This is a genomic window from Flavobacterium beibuense F44-8, from assembly GCF_000769915.1.
GTDB lineage: Bacteria > Bacteroidota > Bacteroidia > Flavobacteriales > Flavobacteriaceae > Flavobacterium > Flavobacterium beibuense.
In genome coordinates this window covers 1-23,545 of sequence record NZ_JRLV01000007.1, presented here as the reverse complement: position 1 = coordinate 23,545, position 23,545 = coordinate 1, and the positions used below count along the sequence as shown (strand labels likewise).

The window sequence follows — 23,545 nt, the reverse complement described above, 5'->3', positions numbered from 1 at the left end:
TAATATTGTTATTGTACTTTAACAGGTACTAATGAGAATGAACATTTTCCAGTTGTATATTGTCTTATAGCATAATTAGTAATTGAATGATTAATAACAAATGGATGTTGTATTACTTCTTCACCGATGATTACATTATCTCCAAAATCAACTAATACTTCCCTTAAATCATTAGATTGCTCATGCCATTTGGCAGAAGTAGTAGTTGTTAAAGTTGTTTCTGCACTGTTTCCCAATTTGTATCCTATTTTTAAAATTTCTCCTTCATACGAGAAGTTAGTATTGTATTTAGATTGTCTGCTTTCCTGTGTGGTTACTTCAACATCTAAATCCTGCTCCTCAAATTTAAATTTGAATGTGTTACTATATTCGTGTAATTTCCAATTTATTATTGGTAAATTGATATGGTAAGTTTTTTTAGTTAAACTAACTACGTGATAAACAGGTAAGATTGGTATTGATTGTTGAAAAACGATATCAAATAAATCATAGGGACTAGCGTGAAAACCTTTTTCAAGTACTGAAGTATTCACATTATAATCTGTAAAAACATTAAATTCAAAACTTCCATCTGTCCAAAAACTATTGTAATTAACATTTCCGCTAACAGTTATGGGTGTTAGACTAGGGTCTGAGAGATTAGAGTTTACAGTTGATGGTGAAGAAATTAATTCAAGTGCTTGTTGTGCATCGCCTTCAAGTCGAAATGATCGCAAGTGCTCTTCAAAATTATTTATAAAGTAACCGTTTGGTGTACCTGGATTAATAGTGTAGTATATATAGTCTCTATGCCACCCCAAATTTTCGCCTTTTCCATTTAATTCCCAGGCAGCTACAAGAGGGTCTGGATCAGCTTCCGGTGGTACAGGACCTCTGGGTCCTATAAAATCAAAAATAGGGTCGCTAAATCTAAATCTGAAATTTCGTGGTCCAATGTATTCTTTTGAAGTTTTCTCACCATAAAAAGGAAAGCTTGAAACAATTACTCTTTCACATTCTTTTATAACAACTACAGGAAATGCGGGGATAGCATTTCCATCTAACAGGTAATTACCAGCATCACTTGTTATCACAGGCGTTTTATCGTTGTCTAAAAGCCTAATTGCGACCATTGGTACATCATTTGAAGTGTTCCAGTTTGTCGCAGAAAATGAATTTTCCGGCAATTCAGGAATAAAAATGGTAAGTGCTGGTATTGTATTTTCTATTTCTTCTAATTCTGCTAAGCTATCAAAGTAAGATGATAGTATATCCCTAAAACTAGTTCCGTTTATTAATTCATCGCTAATGTAGCCGTACAAGATGTCATAATCTCCGTCAAATTTTTTTAAGGCTTCAGTTTTCAGGAAATCTCTTACGTCTTGATGTTCTTTCATTGCTTTGTGCAGAGCAATAGCAAATTTCTTTTTAAGAAGATAGTTGTCATTTCGGGGAGTTGACTTTACATTTAATGTCTGGTCTTGAGTCTCGGTTAAATCAGCTTCTGAGCATGAATATAATAAACACAGACTTAAACATGCAAAAAATAACTTTTTCATATTTTTTTAAAAGTTTGATAATGCCTACTATTATTTGTAAGGTGTCGGTTCGGCTTATTTTCCCTTTTTATGTCTTTACTAAAAAATGTTAGATATGCTAACTACTCTGTCATATTTCTTTGATTGAATTTTAAAAAGAATATTACTGATTCAATCAGGATTATCTAAAGTATTTTTTAGTAACCATCGAAATATATATATTAACTGTTATAATAACAAAAGATTAACAATAGTTTAGTAAATAAAAATCCCCGCCAGTGGCGGGGATTTTTGTTGTGTTTATATGGTAATACAATTAGGCTTTTAATGAAGCCATATCAATTACAAAACGGTAACGTACATCACTTTTTATCATACGCTCATACGCTTCGTTGATTTCCTGCATTTTGATAACCTCAATTTCCGATGTGATGTTGTGCTTACCACAAAAATCAAGCATCTCCTGAGTTTCGGCAATACCACCAATAACCGATCCGGCTACGGCTTTTCTTCCTAAAATCATAGGTACGGTATTAAGTAACGGCTCCAGTCCGCCTAGGTAACCTACAACTACCAGAGTACCGTTAATGGCAAGTGTACCTACATATGGGTTAAGGTCGTGCACATAAGGCACAGTATCGATAATAACATCAAACTTACCTGCTACACTTTTCATTTGTTCGTCATCGGTAGAGATAACCACCTCATGTGCACCAAGATCAAGCGCATCCTGGGTTTTTCCCGGGGTTCTTGAGAACAGGGTAACATTAGCCCCAAGAGCATTAGCCAGTTTAATAGCCATGTGGCCTAATCCGCCAAGACCTACAACTGCTACTTTACTCCCCGGACCCACGTTCCAGTGGCGTAATGGTGACCATGTTGTGATACCTGCACACAGTAACGGAGCAGTCCCTGCAAGGTCAATATTTTCAGGCACTTTAAGTACAAAATGCTCATCTACCACTACCTTTTCAGAATATCCTCCATAGGTATGTCCGCCCAAGTGAGTGTCTTTACCATTATAAGTACCGGTAAAGCCAGGTACACAGTATTGTTCTAAGTCCTGTTTACAGCTAGGGCACTCACCGCAGGAGTCTACCATACAACCTACAGCTGCAAGGTCGCCTACTTTAAACTTGCTTACTTCGCTACCCACACGGGTTACACGGCCTACAATTTCATGTCCCGGTACAGCAGGGTACATACTTCCGCCCCAGTCGTTACGTGCTGTATGCAGGTCAGAGTGGCATACACCGCAGTATAAAATGTCAATCTCAACATCTTTAGTAGTTGGTTCCCTGCGGTCAATATTAAGTTGTTTTAAGTCGGCATCGGCAGCTGGTGCACCATAAGCCTTTACGTTTGTTACACTCATAATCTATTTGTTTTTTGGTAATCTTTAAAGTTAGATATTTTTGAAGGTAAAACCTGTTTAACAAGTTTTAATATTTTGCTAATTTTTAAGATAAGTATCAGTAAATCAAAAGCCAATAAGCTTTCCTTTTAATTTGCGGATGCCTGCCTTAAAGCCATGTAAATTTAGGTAAGGGTAAATAGGTAAACTTGCAAAATTCAAACAATAAATTACGTTTTTCAAACATTGTTTTTTGGTTCAGTTTAGTAATCGGTAGAAAAGCTAAATTTTAATCGGTTTTAAAGCCAGTAAAGGAATGCCTGAACACATCAAATTAGCAATTCAAGAGCTAGTAGCTGATTATATCACAATATATTGATTTTTACCCATATTGTTAAAAAGTTCTGCCATTAGCGGGGCTTTTTTGTTTATTAAGTTAAAAAAGGACGCTTTTCTTTAAATTATGCTAAAATAGGGGTAGTGAGTGTTTTAGGTGTAGATTAATAAATTTAAAAGGTGTAAATTTATATTTCCGTATTAAACTCAAAAATAATAAGTTACTTCAATCCCTCAACTGTATGGAACAAAAACTGTGTGAACAGCTATTGTTAGCTAAAGGCATTCTTACGAAAGCCGATCTAAAAAAGAATAATATAAGTATTAATCCAACCGATTTGGAAATTAGCCAAATTGTAAGTGTATATAAAATAAGAGAAACTATAGAAAAAGATAAAAAGGAGCTTACTGCCCTTAAGGAACTTCTTAAAAACCTTAAAAAGGAAAACGGATACAAAAAACTCAGGATAGTAAAAATAACAGGAACGCTTAACCAAATAGTATTTATTGACGCAGGTATTACAAAAGTATATGGTATTTTAAGTTTGTAGTTTTGCTTGTTTTTTAAGGTTTTATGTTTTATTTAACATAAAAATGGTTTTTTATATCTAAAATTGTTAAATTAATTTTAGAAACTATCCCTATGAAAAAACTAGCCTTACCCTTTATTTTTTGTGTTTCGACATTATTTTATTTTTCATGTTCTTCAGATATTGATAATGTAACAGATAATCAGCAACCCGAAACTATTTCATTTCAGCTGAAATCAATGCCTACAGACAGTATCACTAAGGCAGCAAGAATGTATGTATTAATGACACAAACGCAGGACTATATTAACTTTAAATCATCCATAAGTGCTTTTAATAGTAAAGTAGCTCCTAACAGGGTAAGCTTTTCAAGCAAATCACAATGGATGAACTGGATAACAGGTAATATCTCTAATACAGGTTTTACAACAGTAGCCCAGTTTGAAGGGATGTTTGATGACTATGTAACAAAATTTGAATTGTTGCACCAAAATAATACCGATTTGTTTGACCTTATAGAACAGGCTGCAAACGATACGACCGCGTTACTGCAAATTTTTGAGCCCGAGTTAATGCCTCAGCCAGAGCCACTAGGTGATATAGAGGCATGTAAAGAGGCATGTATGGATGCAACCAGTACAGCAATTGATGTAGAAAATCATGGTTTTGTTCAGCAACTCTTCTTGGCAGTTTATTATTTAAGAGATTATGAGTTTGCATCATCTGCCATACAAGATCATGAAATGGCTATGAATTTCTACATACCTATGGATTTAAATATATGTTTTATGGAATGTGAACAAAACGGCGGAAGCCAATAGGCTTAGAGCATTTCGCCTGTATCATTTTCAATATTTTTTTGTTCTTTTATTTTCCTTTCGAAAAAAAAGTCAAGGATATAAAGTAAAATCATTACACCTATAAGAAAATAAAAGAAGTAATTAGTTGAACTGCTAATTGCTTCTTTTTCTTTTATCTTATTTTCATTTTCAATGAGTAACTTTTCAAGTTTACTAACACTTTCTTCCGGTTTTTGAAGAGTTGTTTCAAGGAGTTCTATATATGTTTTTTTTTCCAGTTTTAACTCATAGAGTTCTGTTTGGTTTTTGTCATGTTCAAATGCTTTGTAGGCAAAGAATATTAAAGCAAGATTACAAATCAGCGTGATTACAAATTTTAGGGATATAAGCTTTTTGAGGTTCATATTTATTCAGGTATGAAAATAGAGGACGATTTGATACATTTATTTTCTTCGGTAACCTCAGCAACACATACTAAGCTAGTGCCACAAGTCCAGCCTTTTTCACCGTCTATTACAAAAAGATGAGGTTTACAGTCTTCCACACCCTCGCAACTTGTATAGCTGTATTGATAGGATTCGGTTTCGTTAACTGGATCAATGTAAAGTTTACCGTTATAATTAAACAGATATTTTACCAATGTTTTGTTAGTGATAGAGGTGGTAAATTTTAGATAGTAAAACTCCTCTTTTTTTTCTCCCATAGTAACTCCCTTTACTATTTCACATTTTTCAAGTTGTGTTACATTACTACCAAAATTATTATTTATTTCGGTAACAAGAGTAGATTCTTCAATAAGCAAAACAGGTCCGTTTGGTGTAACTTCTCCCATTAATGTTTTACTGCTAAAATCAATTTGTGCCTGGCATAATACAGTAACTAGTAATGCAATGGTAAGTAATAGGTTTTTCATTAGGTGTGATTGAAATTGGTTATTGTAAAAATAATCATTTTACCAGTTCGTTTAGCAATAGCAGTAAAAACCTTATATTTATGGCTACATCTTTTAATAGTATACCTTGACAAAAATAAGCTTTAAGAACATAGTTTTGGTTATCGCCTTAACCATTAACGGTATTGGTTTTGCCCAAACCGACTGGAACGGAAAAAAATGTGCCGTTGTACTAACTTACGACGATGCTCTAAATGAACATTTGGATAATGTAGTACTTGTTCTTAACGATTACGGACTTAAAGGTACGTTTTACCTTATAGGAGCTTCGCCTGTTGTGGCAAACAGGCTGGAGGAATGGCGTAAGGTTGCAAAGCAGGGGCATGAATTGGGTAACCATACTCTAAACCACCCTTGCGATGGTTCGCAGGAAAACAGGGAATGGGTGCCAGCCGAAGCCGATTTGTCCCGATACACTGTTGCCCGTGCCGTAAACGAGATAAAGGCTACAAACGCTTTACTTAAGGCTATAGACGGAAAGGATAAACGTACTTTTGCTTACCCGTGTGGTGATCTTACCATAAACGATACCCTGTTTTACAAAGAGGTGAAAAACGAATTTGTGGCTGCTAGGGGAGTAGCATCGGTTTATGCACCGTTAAAGGAAATTGACCTCAACGATGTATACGCCTTTGGGGAATCGGGGACTACAGCCGGGCACATGATTGCCGAAATTGAAGAGGCCGAGAAAAAAGGGAGTTGCATTGTGTTTATTTTTCACGGAGTAGGAGGCGGGCATCCGCTTAATATTGATATTGAAGAACACCGTAAATTATTGGACTACCTAAAAAAACATAAAAAAGATATTTGGGTACCCACCATGCTGCAACTTGGGGAATATATAAAGGAAAAACAAGGTAAATAAATTTTTTAATTACTATCTTTAAAGCTATGAAAAAACAAATGGCAATCGCTACACTAATATTAGTGGTTTTAAAATTTGCGTATAATATTTACCGTGTTGTTTACAATGTACAGCAACCTCTACTGGAGCGCTACTTTAATTATGCGATACTGTTTATTATATTTTACTATGGTTTTACCTCTATTAAAAAAGGGAAAGTAAAAGCTAAGTGTAAAAACTAAATATTGTTTTATAAACTGCTGTTATAATTTTGGAATGTTTATTTTTACGAACCTAAAATTTTTAAAAATAATCACACCATGAAACCATGTTTAAGCTGCAGTAATATGCTTGCTGAAGAAGCCTCTTATTGTTATGTATGTAATACTAATCAAACAGAAGGTTTTGAGCATTTTGAAATAAAACCACAATCAAGCGATTTATTACTAAAAATACTATGTGTGCTTACTATAATAGGTGCAGCCTTTACAGTTATAACCTCGTTTTCTAATTTAATAACTGCACCGCGTTTACCTCAGAGTATTGATTTAGGATATCCGCTTGTGCCGGTAATAATTGTTAACGGTACTTTGGCAGCTGGTAAAATATTTGGAGCTGTTTTTATGCTTCAAAAAAAATTAAAAGGACTTTATATTTATACAGCAGCAGCTGTGATAAGTGTATTATTATCAATTTATACAGGAATATCAATATTTAAAAATTTTGATTTTATAGTAATGCTTATTTCTGTGGGATTTGGTTTGTCCTTCGGACTCTTATTTGTAGTGCTGTACTGGCTACCAATAAACAGAAAACTTTTATCATAAGCTTTATTTAAAAATATAATAAAAGGCTCTCTAACTTAGAGAGCCTTTTTTATTTGCTATATTTACTTAATAGTAAAATAATTACACTATGGTATCTTGTTCTAATTGTGGTAATATGCTGGCCGAAAGTGCTACTTTTTGTTATGTATGTAATTCTAAACAAACAAAGGGTTTTGATCAATTTGAGGTAAAACCCAAAAAGAACAATACATTTCTTGTAGTGATGTATGTGGTAGTTATACTAATACTGCTTTTTATATTTTTTGGATAGCCTGTCATTCTGACGATAGGAAAGATTCTTTTTCCCATTTCGACCGCAACGCAGTGTAGTGGAGAAATCTCAAATTGTGTTTTGTCCTTTTGTCTTGAAACAAAAGAACGAAAAATTCAAGGCTCTAACCCCTTAGCCTACAAATCACGGCACTCGGCTGTCACCTCAAACACCGGATGCTTATTAACGCCTCGTTTGTAATTTGCTCACACCACGGCGTTTTATGCCGGAGCTTCACTCTTGCTGTTGTTCCATGTCGACCGCAACGCAGTGTGGTATAGTGGCAAATCTATTATATATTAGTTCCTCCTGTCATTGCGAGGAGGTACGACGTGGCAATCTCTGTGAAGTTTGAATGGTTTGTAATCCTGACGGGAGGAAGGATCTCTTAGTATAATTGTCCTTTTGTCTTGAAACAAAAGAACGAAAAATTCAAGGCTCTAACCCCTTAGGCTACAAATTACGGCACTCGGCTAAACCATCCGAACTCGGCTGTCACCTCAAACACCGGATGCTTATTAACGCCTCCTTTGTAATTTGCTCACGCCACGGCGTTTTATCCCGGAGCTTCACTCTTGCTGTTGTTCCATGTCGACCTTGTGGAGACGTCTCTTTCATTAGATGGAGGTTTATTCCATCAGTCGGCTTTTCAGCCTCGTGTCTCATTCCGCTTCGCTTCATATCGAAATGACACAAGGTTTTGTCATTCCGATACGTAATGAAATGAAGTGAGGAATCTATAGCTAGTGCGAGCATCCCACTCGTGCCATTATGGTAACATAATTTGCATCACAAATTAAGTATATGAAAGTTATTATTAAAAATTAAAAGAAATCCACAAACTATAAGCCCTAATGAAACTAAATAAGCTCTTGCATTTCCTGTTGGCAAAAATTTATTAGGTCTCTTATAAGTGAAATAAATAAGCGATATGCCTGCAGTGATAAGGGTTAATCCTGATATTATTCTCATTTTTAATTATTTGAAATGTGTGTTTAATAAAGCACGAGCGGGACGCTTGCGCGAGCAGGGGGATATTAATAATTGCACTGGCAATATCATTCTTTTTTATAGCACAGACCAATAATGTCATCAGTAAAGTATAAGTCATGAATACCATTATTACGTTCAAGACAAATAGAAGTTTGCTCATCAAAAGCATAACAATCTATTTGAAAAGTATATATTTTTACACCATTAATTATAGGTGCTACATCATATAGTGATTTAAGATTGAGATTATACGACTGCCCTTTTTTGATAGTAAGGCAATTTTCTATAGATTCCTTTTTACTTACAATTTTAAATAACGAATCATTACGTTTAGCATAAATAAGATAATAATCATTGATAGATTCAATTTTATAAATGTAAGCGGTATTTGGACTTTTATTATTCTTGTTATGAGATCCACAAGATAAAATTAGAACAGTGAGTAGTAAAAGAAAATATCTCATGTAATGTGTATTTGCATTATACTCAAATATAAACACAAAAGCCCCGCAAGTTGCGGGGCTCTTGTCTATTATCTAACCTAAACGTCTTATTTTCTATTTTCAATCCACTTACGGGCATTAACAAACGCTTCGTGCCAAGGCGTAACCTCATCCTGGCGACCTTCAGGGTAGTAAGCCCAGTTCCACTGGAACATAGAACGCTCAATGTGTGGCATCATTACCAGGTGGCGACCGTCGTTGCTTGCCATCATTGCTACGTTATAGCTAGATCCGTTAGGGTTTGCAGGATAACCTTCATAACCGTACTTGGCAACAATGTTATACTGGTCTTCGCCATAAGGCAGGTTAAACTTACCTTCACCGTGCGAAATCCAAACACCCAGCGTACTACCGGCTAGGGTAGAAAGCATTACAGATGTGTTTTCCTGTACGGTAACCGATGTAAATGCACTTTCGTGTTTGTGGCTATCGTTGTGAAGCATTTTCGGTTTGTTCTCGTGATCAGGGTTTATAAGCCCAAGCTCAACGAAAAGCTGACAACCGTTACAAATACCTACCGATAGGGTATCTTCACGCTTAAAGAAGTTCTCTAAAGCCGTTTTAGCCTTTTCGTTGTATAGGAAAGCACCAGCCCATCCTTTAGCCGAACCAAGCACATCTGAATTAGAGAAACCACCTACAGCACCAATAAACTGAATATCCTCAAGCGTTTCACGACCCGATATAAGGTCGGTCATGTGTACATCCTTAACATCAAATCCGGCAAGGTACATAGCGTTTGCCATTTCGCGTTCAGAGTTCGAACCCTTCTCACGAATAATAGCCGCTTTTGGTCTTGGTTTACTGCTGTCTACAGCTACCTTTTTACCATCAAAATGGCTAGGGAAGCTGTATGTTAGCGGTTGGTTTTTATAATTGTCAAAACGCTCCTGCGCTTTTACTTTTCCACTTTGTTTTTGGTCTAACAGGTACGACGTTTTGTACCATGTATCCCTAACCTCGCTTACGTTAAAGCTAAGGTTGCTTTCACCGTTTTTAACGGTAACCACAGCACCTTCTACCGGCTTACCTATAAGGGTAAAGTCTACACCGTTTTTAGCAAGTTCTGCCTCTACAGTTGCATCTGCCTGTATAACAAGGGCAATGTTCTCGTTAAATAGGGCTTTAACCGTATCGGCCTCGTTAAGGGCAGTAAGGTCATATTCAGCGCCAAGGTTCACCTCAGTAAAGCTCATTTCAAGAAGCGTAGTAATTAAACCACCACTACCTATATCGTGTCCGGCAGCAATTTTACCGTTTTTAATAAGCTCCTGTATGGTATTGAAAGCCGTTTTGAATTTGGCAGCATCCTTAATAGTAGGAACATCGTTACCTACTTTATTAAGTACCTGTGCAAACGATGAACCTCCAAGCTTAAATGTATCGCCCGATAGGTTAATGTAGTAAATGTTTCCGCCGTTCTTTTTAAGTACAGGCTCTACTACTTTGTTAATGTCGTTACAGTTACCTGCAGCCGATATAATTACAGTACCCGGAGCAATAACATCGCCGTTAGGATACTTTTGTTTCATTGATAAAGAGTCTTTACCGGTAGGGATGTTAATACCCAGTTGGATAGCAAAGTCGCTACATGCCTGTACAGCCTCATAAAGCCTTGCATCTTCACCTTCGTTTTTACAGGCCCACATCCAGTTTGCCGAAAGCGATACACTTTTAAGTCCGTCTTTAAGCGGAGCCCAAACAATGTTACTTAAAGCCTCTGCAATAGCAGTACGGCTACCGGCAGCAGCATCGGCAAGGGCAGCAACAGGCGAGTGCCCTATAGAGGTTGCAATACCTTCTTTACCTGCAAAGTCAAGCGCCATAGCACCTACGTTATTAAGCGGTAACTGTATTGGTCCGGCAGTTTGCTGTTTAGCAACACGTCCGCCCACACAACGGTCAACTTTGTTCGTTAACCAGTCTTTACACGCTACAGCCTCAAGCTGAAGTACCTGGTTAAGGTAGTTGTGAATGTTTTCCTGAGTATACTCAGGGTTAGCATATTTAGCGTCAACCGTTTTATCGGTCATTATTGTTTTAGGCGATGAGCCAAACATATCTTCCAGTGCAAAGTCCATTGGCTTAGCTCCTGTAGTAGCCGACTCAAATGTAAACCTATGGTCACCCGTTACATCACCCACAGCATACATTGGCGAACGCTCACGATCGGCAATACGCTTAAGGGTATCAATATCTTTCTGACCGATAACAAGTCCCATACGTTCCTGCGACTCGTTACCTATTATTTCTTTAGCCGAAAGGGTAGGGTCACCCACAGGCAGTTTGTCTAAATCTATTTTACCTCCTGTTTCCTCAACAAGTTCTGACAGACAGTTTAAGTGTCCGCCCGCACCGTGATCGTGAATAGAAACAATTGGGTTTTCGTCACTCTCCACAAGACCTCTCACGGCATTTGCTGCACGTTTTTGCATCTCTGGGTTAGAACGCTGTATAGCGTTAAGTTCGATACCCGAGCTGAATTCTCCCGTATCGGCAGAGGATACCGCAGCACCACCCATACCAATGCGGTAGTTTTCACCACCAAGGATAACTACTTTATCGCCTGTTTGTGGTTTTTGTTTTATTGACTGACTCTCTTTACCGTAGCCAATACCACCTGCAAGCATAATTACTTTATCGAAACCAAGTTTGCGTGCATCTTCTTCGTGCTCAAATGTTAGTACTGAACCCGAGATAAGTGGCTGCCCGAATTTGTTACCAAAGTCAGACGCACCGTTTGATGCTTTTATAAGAATATCCATTGGGGTTTGGTAAAGCCATTTACGCTCTTCCATACCGTTTTCCCAAGGGCGGTTTTCCTCAAGGCGTGAGTATGATGTCATGTACACTGCTGTACCTGCTAACGGAATTGAACCCTGTCCGCCGGCCAGCCTGTCACGAATTTCACCACCACTACCGGTTGCAGCACCGTTAAACGGCTCTACAGTAGTAGGGAAGTTGTGCGTTTCAGCTTTTATCGATATAACCGAGTCAAATTCCTTAACGTCATAAAAATCGGGCTTATCAGCAGTTTTTGGAGCAAACTGCTGTACACGTGGTCCTTTTATAAAGGCTACGTTATCTTTGTAAGCCGAAACAATATCGTTAGGATTTTCCTGCGATGTTTTCTTGATAAGTTTAAATAGAGATGATGGTTTTTCCTCACCGTCTATCACAAACGTACCGTTAAATATTTTGTGACGGCAGTGCTCTGAATTCACCTGAGAGAAACCAAACACTTCAGAGTCCGTTAGCTTACGGCCCAGTTTTGTAGCAAGGTTTTCAAGATACTCAACCTCATCAGGGCTAAGTGCCAGTCCTTCTTTCTCATTGTAAGCCGCTATATCTGTAATTTCCAGTATAGGTTCCGGCTGTATGTTTATGGTATAAATATCCTGATTAAGTCCGTTATACTTTTGTGAAAGCATAGGGTCAAAATCAGTATTGTCTTCTGTAGTTTTTTCAAACTCTTCAATCCTTACAATACCCTGTATACCCATGTTTTGAGTAATCTCTACGGCATTGGTGCTCCATGGCGTTATCATTGTGGCGCGTGGCCCAACAAAAAAATCCGTCAGTACGGATTTCTCTATCTTATGTGCGTTGCCAAAAAGCCAGTTCAGTTTTGAAATATCCTCTGTAGAAAGTTCGCCTTGCGTTTGTACTGCAAAAACGGTATTCGTCTGGTTTCCGAAGAAATGGATCATTAGAAAAAGTAGTTACGTTGTTGAAAATGCAAAATTAATCTAATTTTCCATAACTGGCAATACCATAAATGCCTATTTATACATTTGGTTTTTTGTTGATTTGAAAGTGTATAATTCCCATTAACCTCAGCAGGAAGTATGATACGTTACTCTTTATTTATTGGGTAACTAAAGCCAAAATTACATTTATCAAAACAGTCTGTATCATTTAGTGTATCTCTAAGAGTTCCATACTTAGTACGGTTTCCATAACCAAAATAAAAAGTATCTGTTTCAATAAGCTGATTTTTTACTACATCATCATTCTTCATGTGATTAATTTTTTTATTTACCCACATAAAGTTGTAATCACCAAGAAATTCGGTTTCAAGATGGAGTTTACAGGTATCAAAATCAATGTTACGCAGCACATGTTCAAACTTTATTACAAAATCTGTAAAGTGATCTTCTATGTTTTTATAGCTGGCAGCAAAAGCAATTATAGAAGTAAAGTATTGATGGGGTACTTCTTTAGTACCTGTGCTAAACATTTCGGTACGTATGTAAGGATAAGTATCGTCGTTTTTTTAGAGTTTGTAAAAACGCGACTGTTTTATCATGATTTTCAGGTTATACTGTTATTCTGACCGATACCAGTGAGTGTCTTCCCATTTGGCAGTTGTGATTAAGGTGTTATGAATAATTTCAAATGTTGTGATAAATAGAGTAAGGAATGTGTTACATGTTTATTTTAGACTACTTTTTTAAAAATAAAAAATCCCGCAATTTTGCGGGATTTTTATATAAATAATACTGTTGTTTTATGAAGACGGAGATAGTTTATGTTCTTTTCCGTTAACTAAAACACCTGTAATTTTTTCATTCTTGTTTATTGCAGGTTTAAATGTCATTGTAAATGTTTTCTCTTTGTTGGCTTTCAGTTTGATGTCAAGCTGTCCCTGTGCCATACCGCCTACTTTTCCCGATTGTACAATCGCAGTTGGTTCGTACTTTTGGTTTTTGCTGTCCAGCAGGTAAAACTCATTAAGGTTTAACTCCTTGTCTTCCTGAGTATTGTTTTTAAGTGAGAAGATGGTTTGTAATATACGTCCCTCTTTTCCTGCTATGTATTGATAATTAGGGTCTTCGCCTAAATCAGAATATTTGCTAAAGTTCACATACTTAATTTTAAACTCCACACCATCGCTAAAAGGATAATAGGTATCGGCATATTTGTTTACAGAACACGATAGTACTAAAAATGATGCAAATAGTAGTAAGGTAATTTTTTTCATATTTACTTGTTAATTGGTTAAAAGTAAATATATGAAAATAATATTTTAATGTAAGAGTAGGAGCAAGTGTGCGCTTTGCAAACATGTAAATAAGTTTTACTTTCGCACTACTAAACAAACCTCAACATGCTAACCCAAATTGGTTTCCAGTTATTTTTTAAACTTATAAAAGGCAATAAATTATTTCTCTTAGGAGCTGTTTTTACCCTATTGTCTATTGTAGTATTGGTGCCAACATTTATAACGTTTTCATCGTTTATAGAACCTCATCAAAAATATGACTATGAGCTTATTTACAGTAAAGGTGCTGAAAAAGAAGATATAAAGTATAGTTTGTACTTAGTTACCTAAACCTTACACGGTTTCGGTATATGCTGATGCCTTCAAAATTTAGCAGTATTCCTATAATGCTTATTAAAAGTAAAATAATAAGGAGGCTGAAATGAATCCAATTATTAAGGGTTTGCGAGTAGGTTACTCCTGCAATAAGAGTGTATATAGTAAGGATTACTCCAAAAACGGAGAGGGAAAAAATTGAAATTTTCATGATAATTTGCTTTTTGATGTAAGGTGATGGGGTTAGAGCAAATTTTTTGAGTATGCCGTCTCACGATAGTTTTTCTACATAATGCCTAAACAACAACTATCTGTACACGATTCAGGATTTGTGTAAAGGTAGTCTATTGGTTTGGATTGAGCCTCATAATACCTTTGCTTTTACAGTATACCGAAAACTTTATGGTTTAGCGTGTTAAACCCGTATATGTTGCCTATCTTTATTGAATATCTGATAAAGGTGTTTTTTTACCTGTATGTCAGTAGTTTATTTAATAAAGTAAAATGGATAATAAATTTAATATAGCCGTACTTATAGACGGCGATAATGCTCAGCCAAAGCTTATACAGGCTATTATAGAAGAAGTTTCTAAATATGGTAAGGCAACTATAAGAAGAATATATGGCGACTGGACCACTCCGCAAATGAACGGGTGGAAAGAGGTTATTAATCAGTATTCGTTTAATCCTGTACAGAAATTTGCTTACACTTCGGGTAAAAACTCAACCGACAGCTCCCTTATCATTGATGCTATGGATATACTTCACAGTAAAAATGTTGAAGGTTTTTGTATAGTTTCCAGTGACAGTGATTATACCGGACTGGCAAAAAGGATAAGGGAAGACGGTGTATTTGTTATGGGAATAGGCCAAAAGCAAACTCCGGTAGCCTTTGTGCAGTCGTGTGAGATTTTTACCTATACCGAAAACATTTCGGAGATAATTCCTGAAGATGAAGAAGACGAACCTGCAAAAACCGCTACAGCAAAAGCTAAAGCAAGGCTTAAACCAAAACCTGCTATTAGCACTGCTATAATTGATAAGGCTTTTGATATCTCCATAAATGAGGATGAGGAAGCTTATATTGCAACCATAGGGTCTAACCTAAGAAAAATAGATCCGAGTTTTGACCCCAGGGCTTTTGGCTTTAAAACGCTCACGCAATTGTTTGACAACCTTCCTAAATATGAAATACTTAAAAACATTGTAAACGGACTAAATCATCCTTTAGTAAAAAAGAAATCTAAAAAAAGGTAGTTTATGAGGTTGCCATTCTTTTAAGTATGGCCCATTGTTTAAGTGCTACTCTTCCATCAACAGCAGGGTAGCCTAAAACGGTTTTCCCGGCAGCAACATCACCTGTAACACCCGAACCGGCTCCTACAACAGCACCGCTACCTATGGTAACGTGGTCTTTAATAGAGGCACTTCCGCCTATAACCACTCCGTCACCCAGAGTAACCGATCCTGCCAGCCCACTGTTTCCGGCCATAATACAAAAACGTCCCATAACACTGTTGTGACCTATTTGTACTAAGTTGTCAATTTTACAGCCGTCGCCAATAATGGTAGAGCTAAACTTACCGCGATCCACGCACGAACCTGCGCCAATTTCTACCTTGTTACCTATTACTACATTACCAATTTGTGGTACTTTAACCAGTCCCTGTTGCGGGCATGGTCTAAACCCAAATCCATCGGCACCAATAGTGCAGTTAGGGTGTAAAATACAAAAAGCACCTATTATGCAGCGTTCACGTACTACAGTCCCCGACCATATTGTTGTACCTGTTCCTACTGTACTTTCATCAAGTATAGTTACATTAGGATAAATAACTACATTATCGCCAATGGTTACATTAGCACCAATATAGCTGCCTGCACCTATTTTTACATTAGTTCCTAAATTTGCGCTAGGATGTATGGTAGCAGAAGAGTGAATATCCTGCTCAAAACACGGAGGTGCCGGTGCAAATAATTCCAGTATTTGAGACATGGCTAAGTCGGCATTATTTACCTTAATAAAAGCCCTGTTGTCTCCCGGTTGTATAGATATATCTTTGTTTACTACAGCTATGCAGGCGTTAGATTTTTCCCAAAGTTTTTCATACTTTTTATTACCAATAAATGTTATTTGGTTGGCATTAGCCAGTTCCAGTTGTTCGGGAGACGTTACTTCGTTAGTAGTGTTTCCTTCTATTACACCGTTAATAATATCATTTATTTGTTGTAACGTGTATGATTTCATAAGCACATGAGGTATTAGTCCTGCAGGTAGGGTACAGAAAAGATTAAAAATATTAGGTAATTATCTGTCTTATCAGGTAACTACTAATTAATGATTATTGTTTGTTTTTTTATGTTAACGCCAAATTAACATATAATATTTTTAAAAAACTACTGCGATTACTATTAAATAATAAAAATGTAATAATTTAATATTATTTATTTAAATGATTTTAGGTTGAGCTTTTGGACAAAGTGAGTGAGAGCGGGAGGAGTAGGGGGTTATGCATATCCGTTTTCTTTAAGCCAGGCTTTTTCTTCCTGTGCTAATTTTATTTTGATGGACATATGTGCATACTTGTTTACTACATACAATGCCCTTGTTTTCATAACCTCGGTGGGGTGTCCGTATTCCAGTATAAAATGGGCAGCCCATAAATCTACGAGATATTGTGATTCACAAAAGTATAAAGCAAAACCTTCGTTTCCTCTTTTAGTGATGAGTTGCTGGGCTAAACCACATAGTGTTTGGTAGTTTTCAGAACGGTATAGGTTTTTGTTTGACGGGGTATAACCGTCAAAATACATTTTTTTGCACAGGAATAAAAATGATGTTCCCTGATCGCTCATTGTGGTGTGATTTGGTTTTTTGTAAATTTAAGCATTGCGTCTTAAATAATGATAAAAAAATTAACACTTTTTAACCTAATTCATTTACACTTAATCGATTTTATGATTATTATATTACGGAATAACGTAATATGATGTGTATAATTTATAAAAAATCCCGCCGTTTATGGGCGGGATTGGGGATTTAAAATTATTCGGGGGAATAATTCTAAAAAATAAAGATTATTTTCTTGTCATTATAATTTCCATGCTTTTGTATTTTTTACCACCTTTTGGGGTTTCAAACATTTGCATTTTACGAGTGTTCTCATCAACTATATCATAGAGCTCACGAACTTCTTTAACGGTTTTGGTAACAGGGTCTACCATGGTGCCGTTTAGGGTAGTGGTTCTGGTATTACCGTTAAAGGTACCTCTCATTACCATCATACCGGTCCCCATGTTGTCAATCCATGTAGAGACATATTCATTTGTTGCATTGTCATAAGCAACTGTTGAAATACCTTCAAACGGCATTCCCATCATGTCGCCGGTGTAGGTAGATTGCTGATAACGTCCGTCAAGTATCATTTTAATTTCACAGCTCGATGTTTCTTTTTGTGGAGGAGCATCTGGTCCCATCCAAAAAGTCATTTCGCAGTTCCATTTCCCTTCTTCATTTGCCATCATCTTGTGTGCTTCACCGGGAGTCATATATTCGTTCCAGGCATTTGCTACAGTGGCAGAATCCATTTCAACCATTGGTGCCGGCTCTTCAGTTGGAACCGTATCATTCATCATAGGTTCACCCGAATCCATTTTCTCTTCTTTTTTACAGGAAGCAAAGCACAAAGCTACGGCCGATAAGGTAATAAAGATTTTTTTCATAATTGTTTGTTTTTGAGAGTTGTTAAACAAAATTATGAAAAATATATTATTTCGGTTGAATAATTGTTAATCTTCTCCGAAAACAGCGCTTTCATAAGCTCCGGCATCGGGTGCTGTAAGGTTTCTTTGGGTTTGTACAATATCAAAAGGTACTATGGTTGCTACCGATGGTTTTCCTAAAGCATTAGCGGCCGACTCGTCACTAATGTTCAGCTTATTATTGTTAGGATCTTCAAAAAACGGCCTGTAAGTAGTACTGTTTTGCGCTATGGTACAGCCTGTATATAACGACTGATCACCAAAATTGTACATAGGGTCGTTTGTAAATCTATTAATGTTGTCTATAAATTTAATAAAGCAATTAGTGAAGGTGTATTCAAAAGGCAGGTCGCCTACACGGTCAAACAATATACCGAAGTTTGATGAACCATACATTATACAGTTTTCAAAGCTTGCATTAAAGCTGTTTACCAAAATAGCATCTGTTGTTTCCAGATAATCGCTTAAAAGTACAGGTACCTGATTAAAGCTGTTAAAGTAATTGGCAAAAGTACAGTGTCTAAACTGGTATATACCGCCCAGTGTACCGGCAAAAGCTGCCTGTCCGGCTGAGTTTATAACCACATTTTCACCATATATGGTAGAGTTACGTGAAAGTAGTCCCACATTAGTGGAGTTATATATTTGTGTATTGCGAAGCCTTAGCGATATAGCTGTTCCGTTGTTACCTTCGGCCAGTATACCTACGGTTGAGTTTTTAATAATTACATTACAAATATTTGATGTAGAGCCTTCCTGTAGCCAAAGTGCTCCCCATTGTCCTGGTATATCGGCAAAATCAGGCTCAAGGCGATCCCCTTCAATAATTACGGTATTCTCCTCTGTTGCAGGGTCGTTAATATTACCAATATTAAGGCGGGCATCATTACGTACAATAAGTCCTGAGTTTTCGTGAAAATGGATATGTGCACCTTTCCTAACGTTAAGTGTTTTTCCGTTAGGTACTGCTGCATAGCCATATACCACATAAGGCTTAGCATCGGTCCAAATCAGTTCGTTACCGTTTTCGTCTTCATTAAGGTTAAAACCATAAATCTGAGTATCATCGGTTTCACTAACAGGAATACTTTCATACATGCCCTCGTCATTACGCTGAGGGTATAAAAACACGGCATCCTGCACCAGTGTAACCAGCTCAACTTTTTGCGGAGCCATTTGTGTACTGTGAAACTCTATCTGATCAGTATATAAAAAAGTATTTTCGGTATTAACAAACTCGTCATAGTTTATGGTAGTTTCCACAAAAACAAACATACTGTCGTGGGCCATAAGCTCTACGTTGTTAAATACGCGCCCCGGTACACCGTCTACCATTAGTCGGTATTTGGAATTCTCTCCCTGTCCAAGGGTTAGGGTAGGTATGTTAATATCTTTATCGCCACGGTTGTATACTTTTAATGTATAGGTGCTGGACCCAATATTGGTAAATACGGTATCAAGATACACAGTATCTCTGGAAAACTCCAGTCCGCCCTGGCTTGGTTCAAACTCAAAATCATCACGGCATGAGGTAAACGTAAGCACAAATACACCAAAGAAAAACAATAGTAAGCTATAGCGCATAAATAACAATTTTTGGTAAATGTAGCATTAATTTAAAAAGTAAAAAAGCGGCTGTATGGTAAACGGAGAAAATTGTCATTTAGTTTATGGTTAATCCGCACAAAATTTAAAATCAGTATTTAAAACATTCTTCAGTCTATTATCTCATGTCTTTTATTTAAGTGTACAGGGCTTTTCGTAACTTTACCCTTTAAATTATTATACATGGCATTTGATAAAGAAAAGGCACTGAAAATGTGCAACGATTTTGCGAAAAATACCTTAATGGAAACCCTTAATATAGTGTATACCGATGCCGGTGAAGGCTTTCTGGAAGCCAAAATGCCGGTTAACCCAAGCGTACATCAGCCAATGGGATTATTGCATGGCGGAGCAACAGTAGCTCTTGCCGAAAGCGTGGGCAGTGCGGCATCGTTACTGTTTGTAAACCCTGAACTGCAGGAGGCAAGAGGTATAGAGATTAGCGCCAATCACGTTAGAGCTAAGCGCGACGGAGTGGTAACCGGTACTGCAAGAATAGTGCACCAGGGCAGAAGCCTGCACCTGTGGGAAGTTAAAATAACCGACGAGCAGGGACGCCTTATTTCGCTTTGCAAGATTACCAATATGATTTTGCCAAGAAAACGATGATTTGTTAATTCGGTTATCTGTTTATTTGAATGCATGTATGAGCTCCCGTCTTGAAAGGGGGTAGGTGTGTCAAGTAACGCAATAATCAAATCCACGAATACACATAAATAATGACCGATTTACTCTTAAAAATACAAAACCAGTTACAGGAGCAGCGTCCGTTTGCAGTTTATAGCAAGCCAGGCAGTGCTACCGTAACCGGAATTTTCCAAACCAATATTGAGGAGTATTACCTAACCGATTTTACCAAGCAGGGCTTTGTGTTCGCTCCGTTTGAGGGAGATAAATACCTGTTTATCCCAATGCAGGAAAGCGATGTGATAACGGTAACCATAGAGGCAAATGGGTTTGCTCCGGCCGAACCTCAACCTGTGGCAATAAACCCAGAATCCAAGTTAGGCTTTGAAGACTTGGTTGCCCGATGCGTTACTGCTATAAAAACAGGGGCATTTGGTAAACTGGTGGCGTCACGCAGTGAGATGGCGCAGCTTTCGGTTACCGATATTACTAAGGTATACCAAAACCTGCTGTATGCTTATCCCAATGCATTTAAATATATGTTTTTTCACCCTGCAAGCGGACTATGGATGGGGGCAACGCCCGAGCAGTTGCTTAAAGCACAAAACCATACCATACATACCGTAGCCCTTGCCGGAACCCAGCTGTATAAAGAAGACGAGGAAGCCGTTTGGGAAAATAAGGAAAAGGAGGAACAACAGTTTGTGACCGACTTTATTTTAAACGAACTAAAGGATTACACCAACCAGATTACTACCACACAGCCTTATACCTTTAGGGCGGGTAACATAGTGCATATTAAAACCGATATTTCGGCAGAGCTTAAGGAGGCTTCCCTTTTAAAGGAAGTACTGCAAACCCTGCACCCAACACCTGCGGTATGCGGACTGCCTAAAACCAAAGCTAAACAGTTTATACTGGATAACGAGGACTATAACCGCGAATACTATTCGGGCTTTCTGGGTGAGTTAAACCGTGATTTTGCAACAGGTAAACAGGCTCAAACCGATTTGTTCGTAAACCTGCGCTGCATGAAGATAAACGGCAATGTAGCTCAGTTGTTTATAGGTTGTGGAATAACCAAAGACAGTAACCCCGAAAAAGAATTTATAGAAACAGTAAACAAGAGCATGACCATGCGAAGGGTACTTTAATAGCTTTATTCTAAATGCTGAATTTTAAATAAGATTCTTCCTCTCGTCAGAATGACAAAGCACTCCGTCATTACAAGGTACAAAGTAATCTATTACAGATATTATATGTCATTTCGACGATAGGAGAAATCTTCTTTCCATTTCGACCTTGTGGAGAAATCTCTTTGTATATGGATTAGATTTCTCACTCCATTTCATTCCGTATCGAAATGACAAAGCACTATGTTATTGTGAAGTGCAAAACAATCTATTAAAGGCACTCAGTCTCTAAGCTACTCTATATAAACCAAAGTCCGTATCTTTGCACCACTCAAAAAAATAATAATGAAACTCGATATACTTGTATTTGGCGCACATCCTGATGATGTGGAGCTAAGCTGTGGAGCAACCATAGCAAAAGAAATTTCTCTTGGTAAAACCGTTGGTATTGTTGATTTAACCCGTGGCGAACTGGGCACACGCGGTACTGCCGAAATTCGTGATGAAGAGGCTGCCGAAGCGGCTAAAATTCTGGGAGTTTCCGTAAGGGAAAACCTTCGTTTTCGTGACGGATTTTTTACAAACGACGAAAAACACCAACTTGAGGTTATCAAAATGATTCGTAAGTACCAGCCTGAAATCGTGATTTGCAATGCGGTAGACGACCGCCATATAGACCACGGTAAGGGTAGCAAACTGGTTAGTGATGCATGCTTCCTTTCGGGGCTTCGCAAAATAGAGACCGAGCTAAACGGAGAACCTCAGCAGGCTTACAGGCCTAAACTGGTATACCATTACATACAATGGAAAAACCTTACGCCTGATTTCGTTGTGGATGTTACCGGATTTATGGACACAAAAGTGGCTTCACTTATGGCATATAAGTCGCAATTTTATGATCCAAACAGCGACGAACCTGTTACGCCAATCGCTACAAAAAACTTTAAAGAAAGCATTTTGTACCGCGCGCAGGACTTAGGAAGGCTAATAAATAGCGAATATGCCGAAGGCTTTACGGTTGAAAGGTATGTGGCTGTCAACAGCTTAACTGATTTAGTGTAAAAAAGTGCAATTTTTTTTGTATATTTATTTGCAGGAAACGTAGAGCTATACTATATTTGCACTCGCAAAACAGATGGTGATTGTAGCTCAGTTGGTTAGAGCGTCGGATTGTGGTTCCGAAGGTCGTGGGTTCGAGACCCATCATTCACCCCTAAATAGAAACCCTTAGAGAAATCTAAGGGTTTTTTGTTTTAAAGCCTATTTTTATCTGTATAGATAAAATTCTAAACTACTATTATATTGCGAGGTACAAAGCAATTTATTATGGCTACTGCATGTCATTCTGACGATAGGAAGAATCTCATTTCCATTTCGACCTTTTGGAGAAATCTTTTTGTATTTAGATTCTTCTTTCCGCTATCGCTGCAATCAGAATGACAATTACCCAGTCATTGCGAGGTACGAAGCAATCTGTAGTGAGATTGCCACGCTTCATTGCATTACGCTCGCAATGACAGCAGGAGTAAGCAACCGGCTTTAGGCTCTGTAGCGTAAAGAAACTCAAAATACAGTACTTTTTTCTTTGTTGTATTCCCTTAATTTTTACATTTGGGAAAATTTATAATTATGGAACTTTTTGTAGTAATGGGAGCGGCTCTTGTAATTTATTTTATTTCCCGCGAGTGGAGCAAAAGAAATTCAAGCTATATAAAACCAGGTAATAAACCGGAATACAGTGCAAACCTACAGGAGCTTGTAGAGAAATTTGGGCTACGTTATGCCGATAAGCTCGAAATGGTACCTCAACCTGATGGAACAACCGTACTGGTATATGCCAAGCAGGACACCTCAAAACAGGATCAGCTTGCTGTAATAAACGATAAAGACCTTTACAAAAGGGTAAAGAAAGACAAGGTATACGCTAAAGTAGCTTCGGTTGCCGGGGGTACTATGAAAATAGAATTCTTTGGGAATTAATTTCTCTGTCATATTGAGCGAAACGCAGTGTAGCCGAAATATCTAAAAATTTAAAAATAAACAAAACCCCTTAGTTTTCGCTAAGGGGTTTTGTTTTTAGTAGTCTGTTATAATACCGCTGTGTCATTGCGAGGTACTAAGCAATCTATTTATGGGTACCGTTTGTCATTCTGACGATAGGAAGAATCTCA

At 37.5% G+C, this 23,545-nt stretch carries 23 protein-coding genes and 1 tRNA gene; 12 read left to right on the top strand and 12 right to left on the bottom strand.

From position 1 onward, the window contains the following. Positions 1 to 8: 8 nt before the first annotated feature. Together Q763_RS07360 and Q763_RS07355 are read right to left on the bottom strand one after the other, a co-directional pair. Complete coding sequence (locus Q763_RS07360) at positions 9 to 1,538, bottom strand: hypothetical protein (protein WP_157499370.1); 1,530 nt, start codon at positions 1,536 to 1,538, stop codon at positions 9 to 11. Positions 1,539 to 1,833: 295 nt separating this feature from the next. Beyond that, positions 1,834 to 2,892: an NAD(P)-dependent alcohol dehydrogenase gene (locus tag Q763_RS07355; protein ID WP_035132752.1), complete on the bottom strand. Its 1,059-nt coding sequence runs from the start codon at positions 2,890 to 2,892 to the stop codon at positions 1,834 to 1,836. A gap of 557 nt (positions 2,893 to 3,449) precedes the next feature. On the opposite strand from Q763_RS07355, the gene Q763_RS07350 reads away from it, so the two are divergent. Together Q763_RS07350 and Q763_RS07345 are read left to right on the top strand one after the other, a co-directional pair. Then, positions 3,450 to 3,758: a hypothetical protein gene (locus tag Q763_RS07350; protein WP_035132750.1), complete on the top strand. Its 309-nt coding sequence runs from the start codon at positions 3,450 to 3,452 to the stop codon at positions 3,756 to 3,758. 92 nt (positions 3,759 to 3,850) lie between these two features. Further along, positions 3,851 to 4,558: a hypothetical protein gene (locus Q763_RS07345; protein WP_035132748.1), complete on the top strand. Its 708-nt coding sequence runs from the start codon at positions 3,851 to 3,853 to the stop codon at positions 4,556 to 4,558. 2 nt (positions 4,559 to 4,560) lie between these two features. Here the strand turns inward: Q763_RS07345 and Q763_RS07340 are convergent, their stop codons facing one another. Beyond that, positions 4,561 to 4,941, bottom strand: a complete 381-nt coding sequence (locus tag Q763_RS07340; protein ID WP_035132746.1) for a hypothetical protein — start codon at positions 4,939 to 4,941, stop codon at positions 4,561 to 4,563. A 2-nt stretch (positions 4,942 to 4,943) separates the two neighbouring features. Further along, entirely contained in the window at positions 4,944 to 5,450 is a 507-nt protein-coding gene (locus Q763_RS07335; protein WP_035132744.1) for a hypothetical protein, read from the bottom strand. Positions 5,451 to 5,556: 106 nt separating this feature from the next. Between Q763_RS07335 and Q763_RS07330 the strand changes: the two genes are divergently transcribed. The 3 genes from Q763_RS07330 to Q763_RS07320 all read left to right on the top strand — a co-directional run bounded on the left by Q763_RS07330 (position 5,557) and on the right by Q763_RS07320 (position 7,160). Next, on the top strand, positions 5,557 to 6,354 hold the full coding sequence (locus tag Q763_RS07330) for a polysaccharide deacetylase family protein (RefSeq protein WP_232297508.1): 798 nt from the start codon (positions 5,557 to 5,559) through the stop codon (positions 6,352 to 6,354). A 26-nt stretch (positions 6,355 to 6,380) separates the two neighbouring features. Then, complete coding sequence (locus Q763_RS07325) at positions 6,381 to 6,575, top strand: hypothetical protein (protein ID WP_035132742.1); 195 nt, start codon at positions 6,381 to 6,383, stop codon at positions 6,573 to 6,575. Between the two features lie 105 nt (positions 6,576 to 6,680). Beyond that, on the top strand, positions 6,681 to 7,160 hold the full coding sequence (locus Q763_RS07320; protein WP_157499368.1) for a hypothetical protein: 480 nt from the start codon (positions 6,681 to 6,683) through the stop codon (positions 7,158 to 7,160). Positions 7,161 to 8,489: 1,329 nt separating this feature from the next. Here Q763_RS07320 and Q763_RS07305 read toward each other — a convergent pair. The 4 genes from Q763_RS07305 to Q763_RS07290 all read right to left on the bottom strand — a co-directional run bounded on the left by Q763_RS07305 (position 8,490) and on the right by Q763_RS07290 (position 13,911). After that, positions 8,490 to 8,888 (bottom strand): hypothetical protein, encoded by a 399-nt coding sequence (locus tag Q763_RS07305; protein WP_052123292.1) that lies wholly within the window; start codon positions 8,886 to 8,888, stop codon positions 8,490 to 8,492. A gap of 86 nt (positions 8,889 to 8,974) precedes the next feature. Continuing rightward, positions 8,975 to 12,637, bottom strand: coding sequence for a phosphoribosylformylglycinamidine synthase (gene purL / locus Q763_RS07300; protein ID WP_035132735.1), 3,663 nt, complete (start codon positions 12,635 to 12,637; stop codon positions 8,975 to 8,977). 146 nt (positions 12,638 to 12,783) lie between these two features. Next, a complete protein-coding gene (locus Q763_RS07295; RefSeq protein ID WP_035132733.1) occupies positions 12,784 to 13,167 on the bottom strand; it encodes a hypothetical protein in 384 nt (127 codons plus the stop codon). 270 nt (positions 13,168 to 13,437) lie between these two features. Then, the gene (locus Q763_RS07290; protein ID WP_035132732.1) at positions 13,438 to 13,911 is read right to left on the bottom strand and encodes a hypothetical protein; all 474 of its coding nucleotides are present in this window, start codon (positions 13,909 to 13,911) and stop codon (positions 13,438 to 13,440) included. Between the two features lie 126 nt (positions 13,912 to 14,037). Here Q763_RS07290 and Q763_RS07285 point away from each other — a divergent pair, with 126 nt between their 5' ends. Beyond that, positions 14,038 to 14,262, top strand: coding sequence for a hypothetical protein (locus tag Q763_RS07285; protein ID WP_035132730.1), 225 nt, complete (start codon positions 14,038 to 14,040; stop codon positions 14,260 to 14,262). A gap of 489 nt (positions 14,263 to 14,751) precedes the next feature. Beyond that, the gene (locus Q763_RS07275) at positions 14,752 to 15,504 is read left to right on the top strand and encodes an NYN domain-containing protein (RefSeq protein WP_035132726.1); all 753 of its coding nucleotides are present in this window, start codon (positions 14,752 to 14,754) and stop codon (positions 15,502 to 15,504) included. Position 15,505: 1 nt separating this feature from the next. Here the strand turns inward: Q763_RS07275 and lpxD are convergent, their stop codons facing one another. From lpxD to Q763_RS07255, 4 genes are all read right to left on the bottom strand, one after another. Beyond that, positions 15,506 to 16,495, bottom strand: a complete 990-nt coding sequence (lpxD, locus tag Q763_RS07270) for a UDP-3-O-(3-hydroxymyristoyl)glucosamine N-acyltransferase (RefSeq protein ID WP_035132724.1) — start codon at positions 16,493 to 16,495, stop codon at positions 15,506 to 15,508. Between the two features lie 260 nt (positions 16,496 to 16,755). After that, positions 16,756 to 17,103, bottom strand: coding sequence for a hypothetical protein (locus Q763_RS07265; RefSeq protein WP_035132722.1), 348 nt, complete (start codon positions 17,101 to 17,103; stop codon positions 16,756 to 16,758). A 222-nt stretch (positions 17,104 to 17,325) separates the two neighbouring features. Further along, positions 17,326 to 17,970: a DUF1579 domain-containing protein gene (locus Q763_RS07260; protein WP_035132720.1), complete on the bottom strand. Its 645-nt coding sequence runs from the start codon at positions 17,968 to 17,970 to the stop codon at positions 17,326 to 17,328. A gap of 66 nt (positions 17,971 to 18,036) precedes the next feature. Continuing rightward, on the bottom strand, positions 18,037 to 19,593 hold the full coding sequence (locus Q763_RS07255) for a hypothetical protein (RefSeq protein WP_035132718.1): 1,557 nt from the start codon (positions 19,591 to 19,593) through the stop codon (positions 18,037 to 18,039). A gap of 204 nt (positions 19,594 to 19,797) precedes the next feature. On the opposite strand from Q763_RS07255, the gene Q763_RS07250 reads away from it, so the two are divergent. The 5 genes from Q763_RS07250 (at position 19,798) to Q763_RS07230 (ending at position 23,354) form a co-directional block, all read left to right on the top strand. After that, positions 19,798 to 20,223, top strand: a complete 426-nt coding sequence (locus Q763_RS07250) for a PaaI family thioesterase (RefSeq protein WP_035132716.1) — start codon at positions 19,798 to 19,800, stop codon at positions 20,221 to 20,223. A gap of 110 nt (positions 20,224 to 20,333) precedes the next feature. Continuing rightward, complete coding sequence (locus Q763_RS07245; protein WP_052123290.1) at positions 20,334 to 21,395, top strand: chorismate-binding protein; 1,062 nt, start codon at positions 20,334 to 20,336, stop codon at positions 21,393 to 21,395. Positions 21,396 to 21,719: 324 nt separating this feature from the next. Further along, positions 21,720 to 22,436 (top strand): bacillithiol biosynthesis deacetylase BshB1, encoded by a 717-nt coding sequence (gene bshB1, locus Q763_RS07240; RefSeq protein WP_035132715.1) that lies wholly within the window; start codon positions 21,720 to 21,722, stop codon positions 22,434 to 22,436. Positions 22,437 to 22,511: 75 nt separating this feature from the next. After that, positions 22,512 to 22,587 (top strand) — tRNA-His (locus Q763_RS07235). A gap of 416 nt (positions 22,588 to 23,003) precedes the next feature. Beyond that, on the top strand, positions 23,004 to 23,354 hold the full coding sequence (locus tag Q763_RS07230; protein WP_035132713.1) for a hypothetical protein: 351 nt from the start codon (positions 23,004 to 23,006) through the stop codon (positions 23,352 to 23,354). The last annotated feature ends 191 nt before the right edge of the window (positions 23,355 to 23,545 follow it).

Coding starts and splice junctions, on each gene's coding strand:
- Q763_RS07360 (WP_157499370.1), bottom strand. CDS start 1,538: ATGAAAAAGTTATTTTTTGCATGTTTAAGTCTGTGTTTATTATATTCA.
- Q763_RS07355 (WP_035132752.1), bottom strand. CDS start 2,892: ATGAGTGTAACAAACGTAAAGGCTTATGGTGCACCAGCTGCCGATGCC.
- Q763_RS07350 (WP_035132750.1), top strand. CDS start 3,450: ATGGAACAAAAACTGTGTGAACAGCTATTGTTAGCTAAAGGCATTCTT.
- Q763_RS07345 (WP_035132748.1), top strand. CDS start 3,851: ATGAAAAAACTAGCCTTACCCTTTATTTTTTGTGTTTCGACATTATTT.
- Q763_RS07340 (WP_035132746.1), bottom strand. CDS start 4,941: ATGAACCTCAAAAAGCTTATATCCCTAAAATTTGTAATCACGCTGATT.
- Q763_RS07335 (WP_035132744.1), bottom strand. CDS start 5,450: ATGAAAAACCTATTACTTACCATTGCATTACTAGTTACTGTATTATGC.
- Q763_RS07325 (WP_035132742.1), top strand. CDS start 6,381: ATGAAAAAACAAATGGCAATCGCTACACTAATATTAGTGGTTTTAAAA.
- Q763_RS07320 (WP_157499368.1), top strand. CDS start 6,681: ATGCTTGCTGAAGAAGCCTCTTATTGTTATGTATGTAATACTAATCAA.
- Q763_RS07305 (WP_052123292.1), bottom strand. CDS start 8,888: ATGAGATATTTTCTTTTACTACTCACTGTTCTAATTTTATCTTGTGGA.
- purL (WP_035132735.1), bottom strand. CDS start 12,637: ATGATCCATTTCTTCGGAAACCAGACGAATACCGTTTTTGCAGTACAA.
- Q763_RS07295 (WP_035132733.1), bottom strand. CDS start 13,167: ATGTTTAGCACAGGTACTAAAGAAGTACCCCATCAATACTTTACTTCT.
- Q763_RS07290 (WP_035132732.1), bottom strand. CDS start 13,911: ATGAAAAAAATTACCTTACTACTATTTGCATCATTTTTAGTACTATCG.
- Q763_RS07285 (WP_035132730.1), top strand. CDS start 14,038: ATGCTAACCCAAATTGGTTTCCAGTTATTTTTTAAACTTATAAAAGGC.
- Q763_RS07275 (WP_035132726.1), top strand. CDS start 14,752: ATGGATAATAAATTTAATATAGCCGTACTTATAGACGGCGATAATGCT.
- lpxD (WP_035132724.1), bottom strand. CDS start 16,495: ATGAAATCATACACGTTACAACAAATAAATGATATTATTAACGGTGTA.
- Q763_RS07265 (WP_035132722.1), bottom strand. CDS start 17,103: ATGAGCGATCAGGGAACATCATTTTTATTCCTGTGCAAAAAAATGTAT.
- Q763_RS07260 (WP_035132720.1), bottom strand. CDS start 17,970: ATGAAAAAAATCTTTATTACCTTATCGGCCGTAGCTTTGTGCTTTGCT.
- Q763_RS07255 (WP_035132718.1), bottom strand. CDS start 19,593: ATGCGCTATAGCTTACTATTGTTTTTCTTTGGTGTATTTGTGCTTACG.
- Q763_RS07250 (WP_035132716.1), top strand. CDS start 19,798: ATGGCATTTGATAAAGAAAAGGCACTGAAAATGTGCAACGATTTTGCG.
- Q763_RS07245 (WP_052123290.1), top strand. CDS start 20,334: ATGACCGATTTACTCTTAAAAATACAAAACCAGTTACAGGAGCAGCGT.
- bshB1 (WP_035132715.1), top strand. CDS start 21,720: ATGAAACTCGATATACTTGTATTTGGCGCACATCCTGATGATGTGGAG.
- Q763_RS07230 (WP_035132713.1), top strand. CDS start 23,004: ATGGAACTTTTTGTAGTAATGGGAGCGGCTCTTGTAATTTATTTTATT.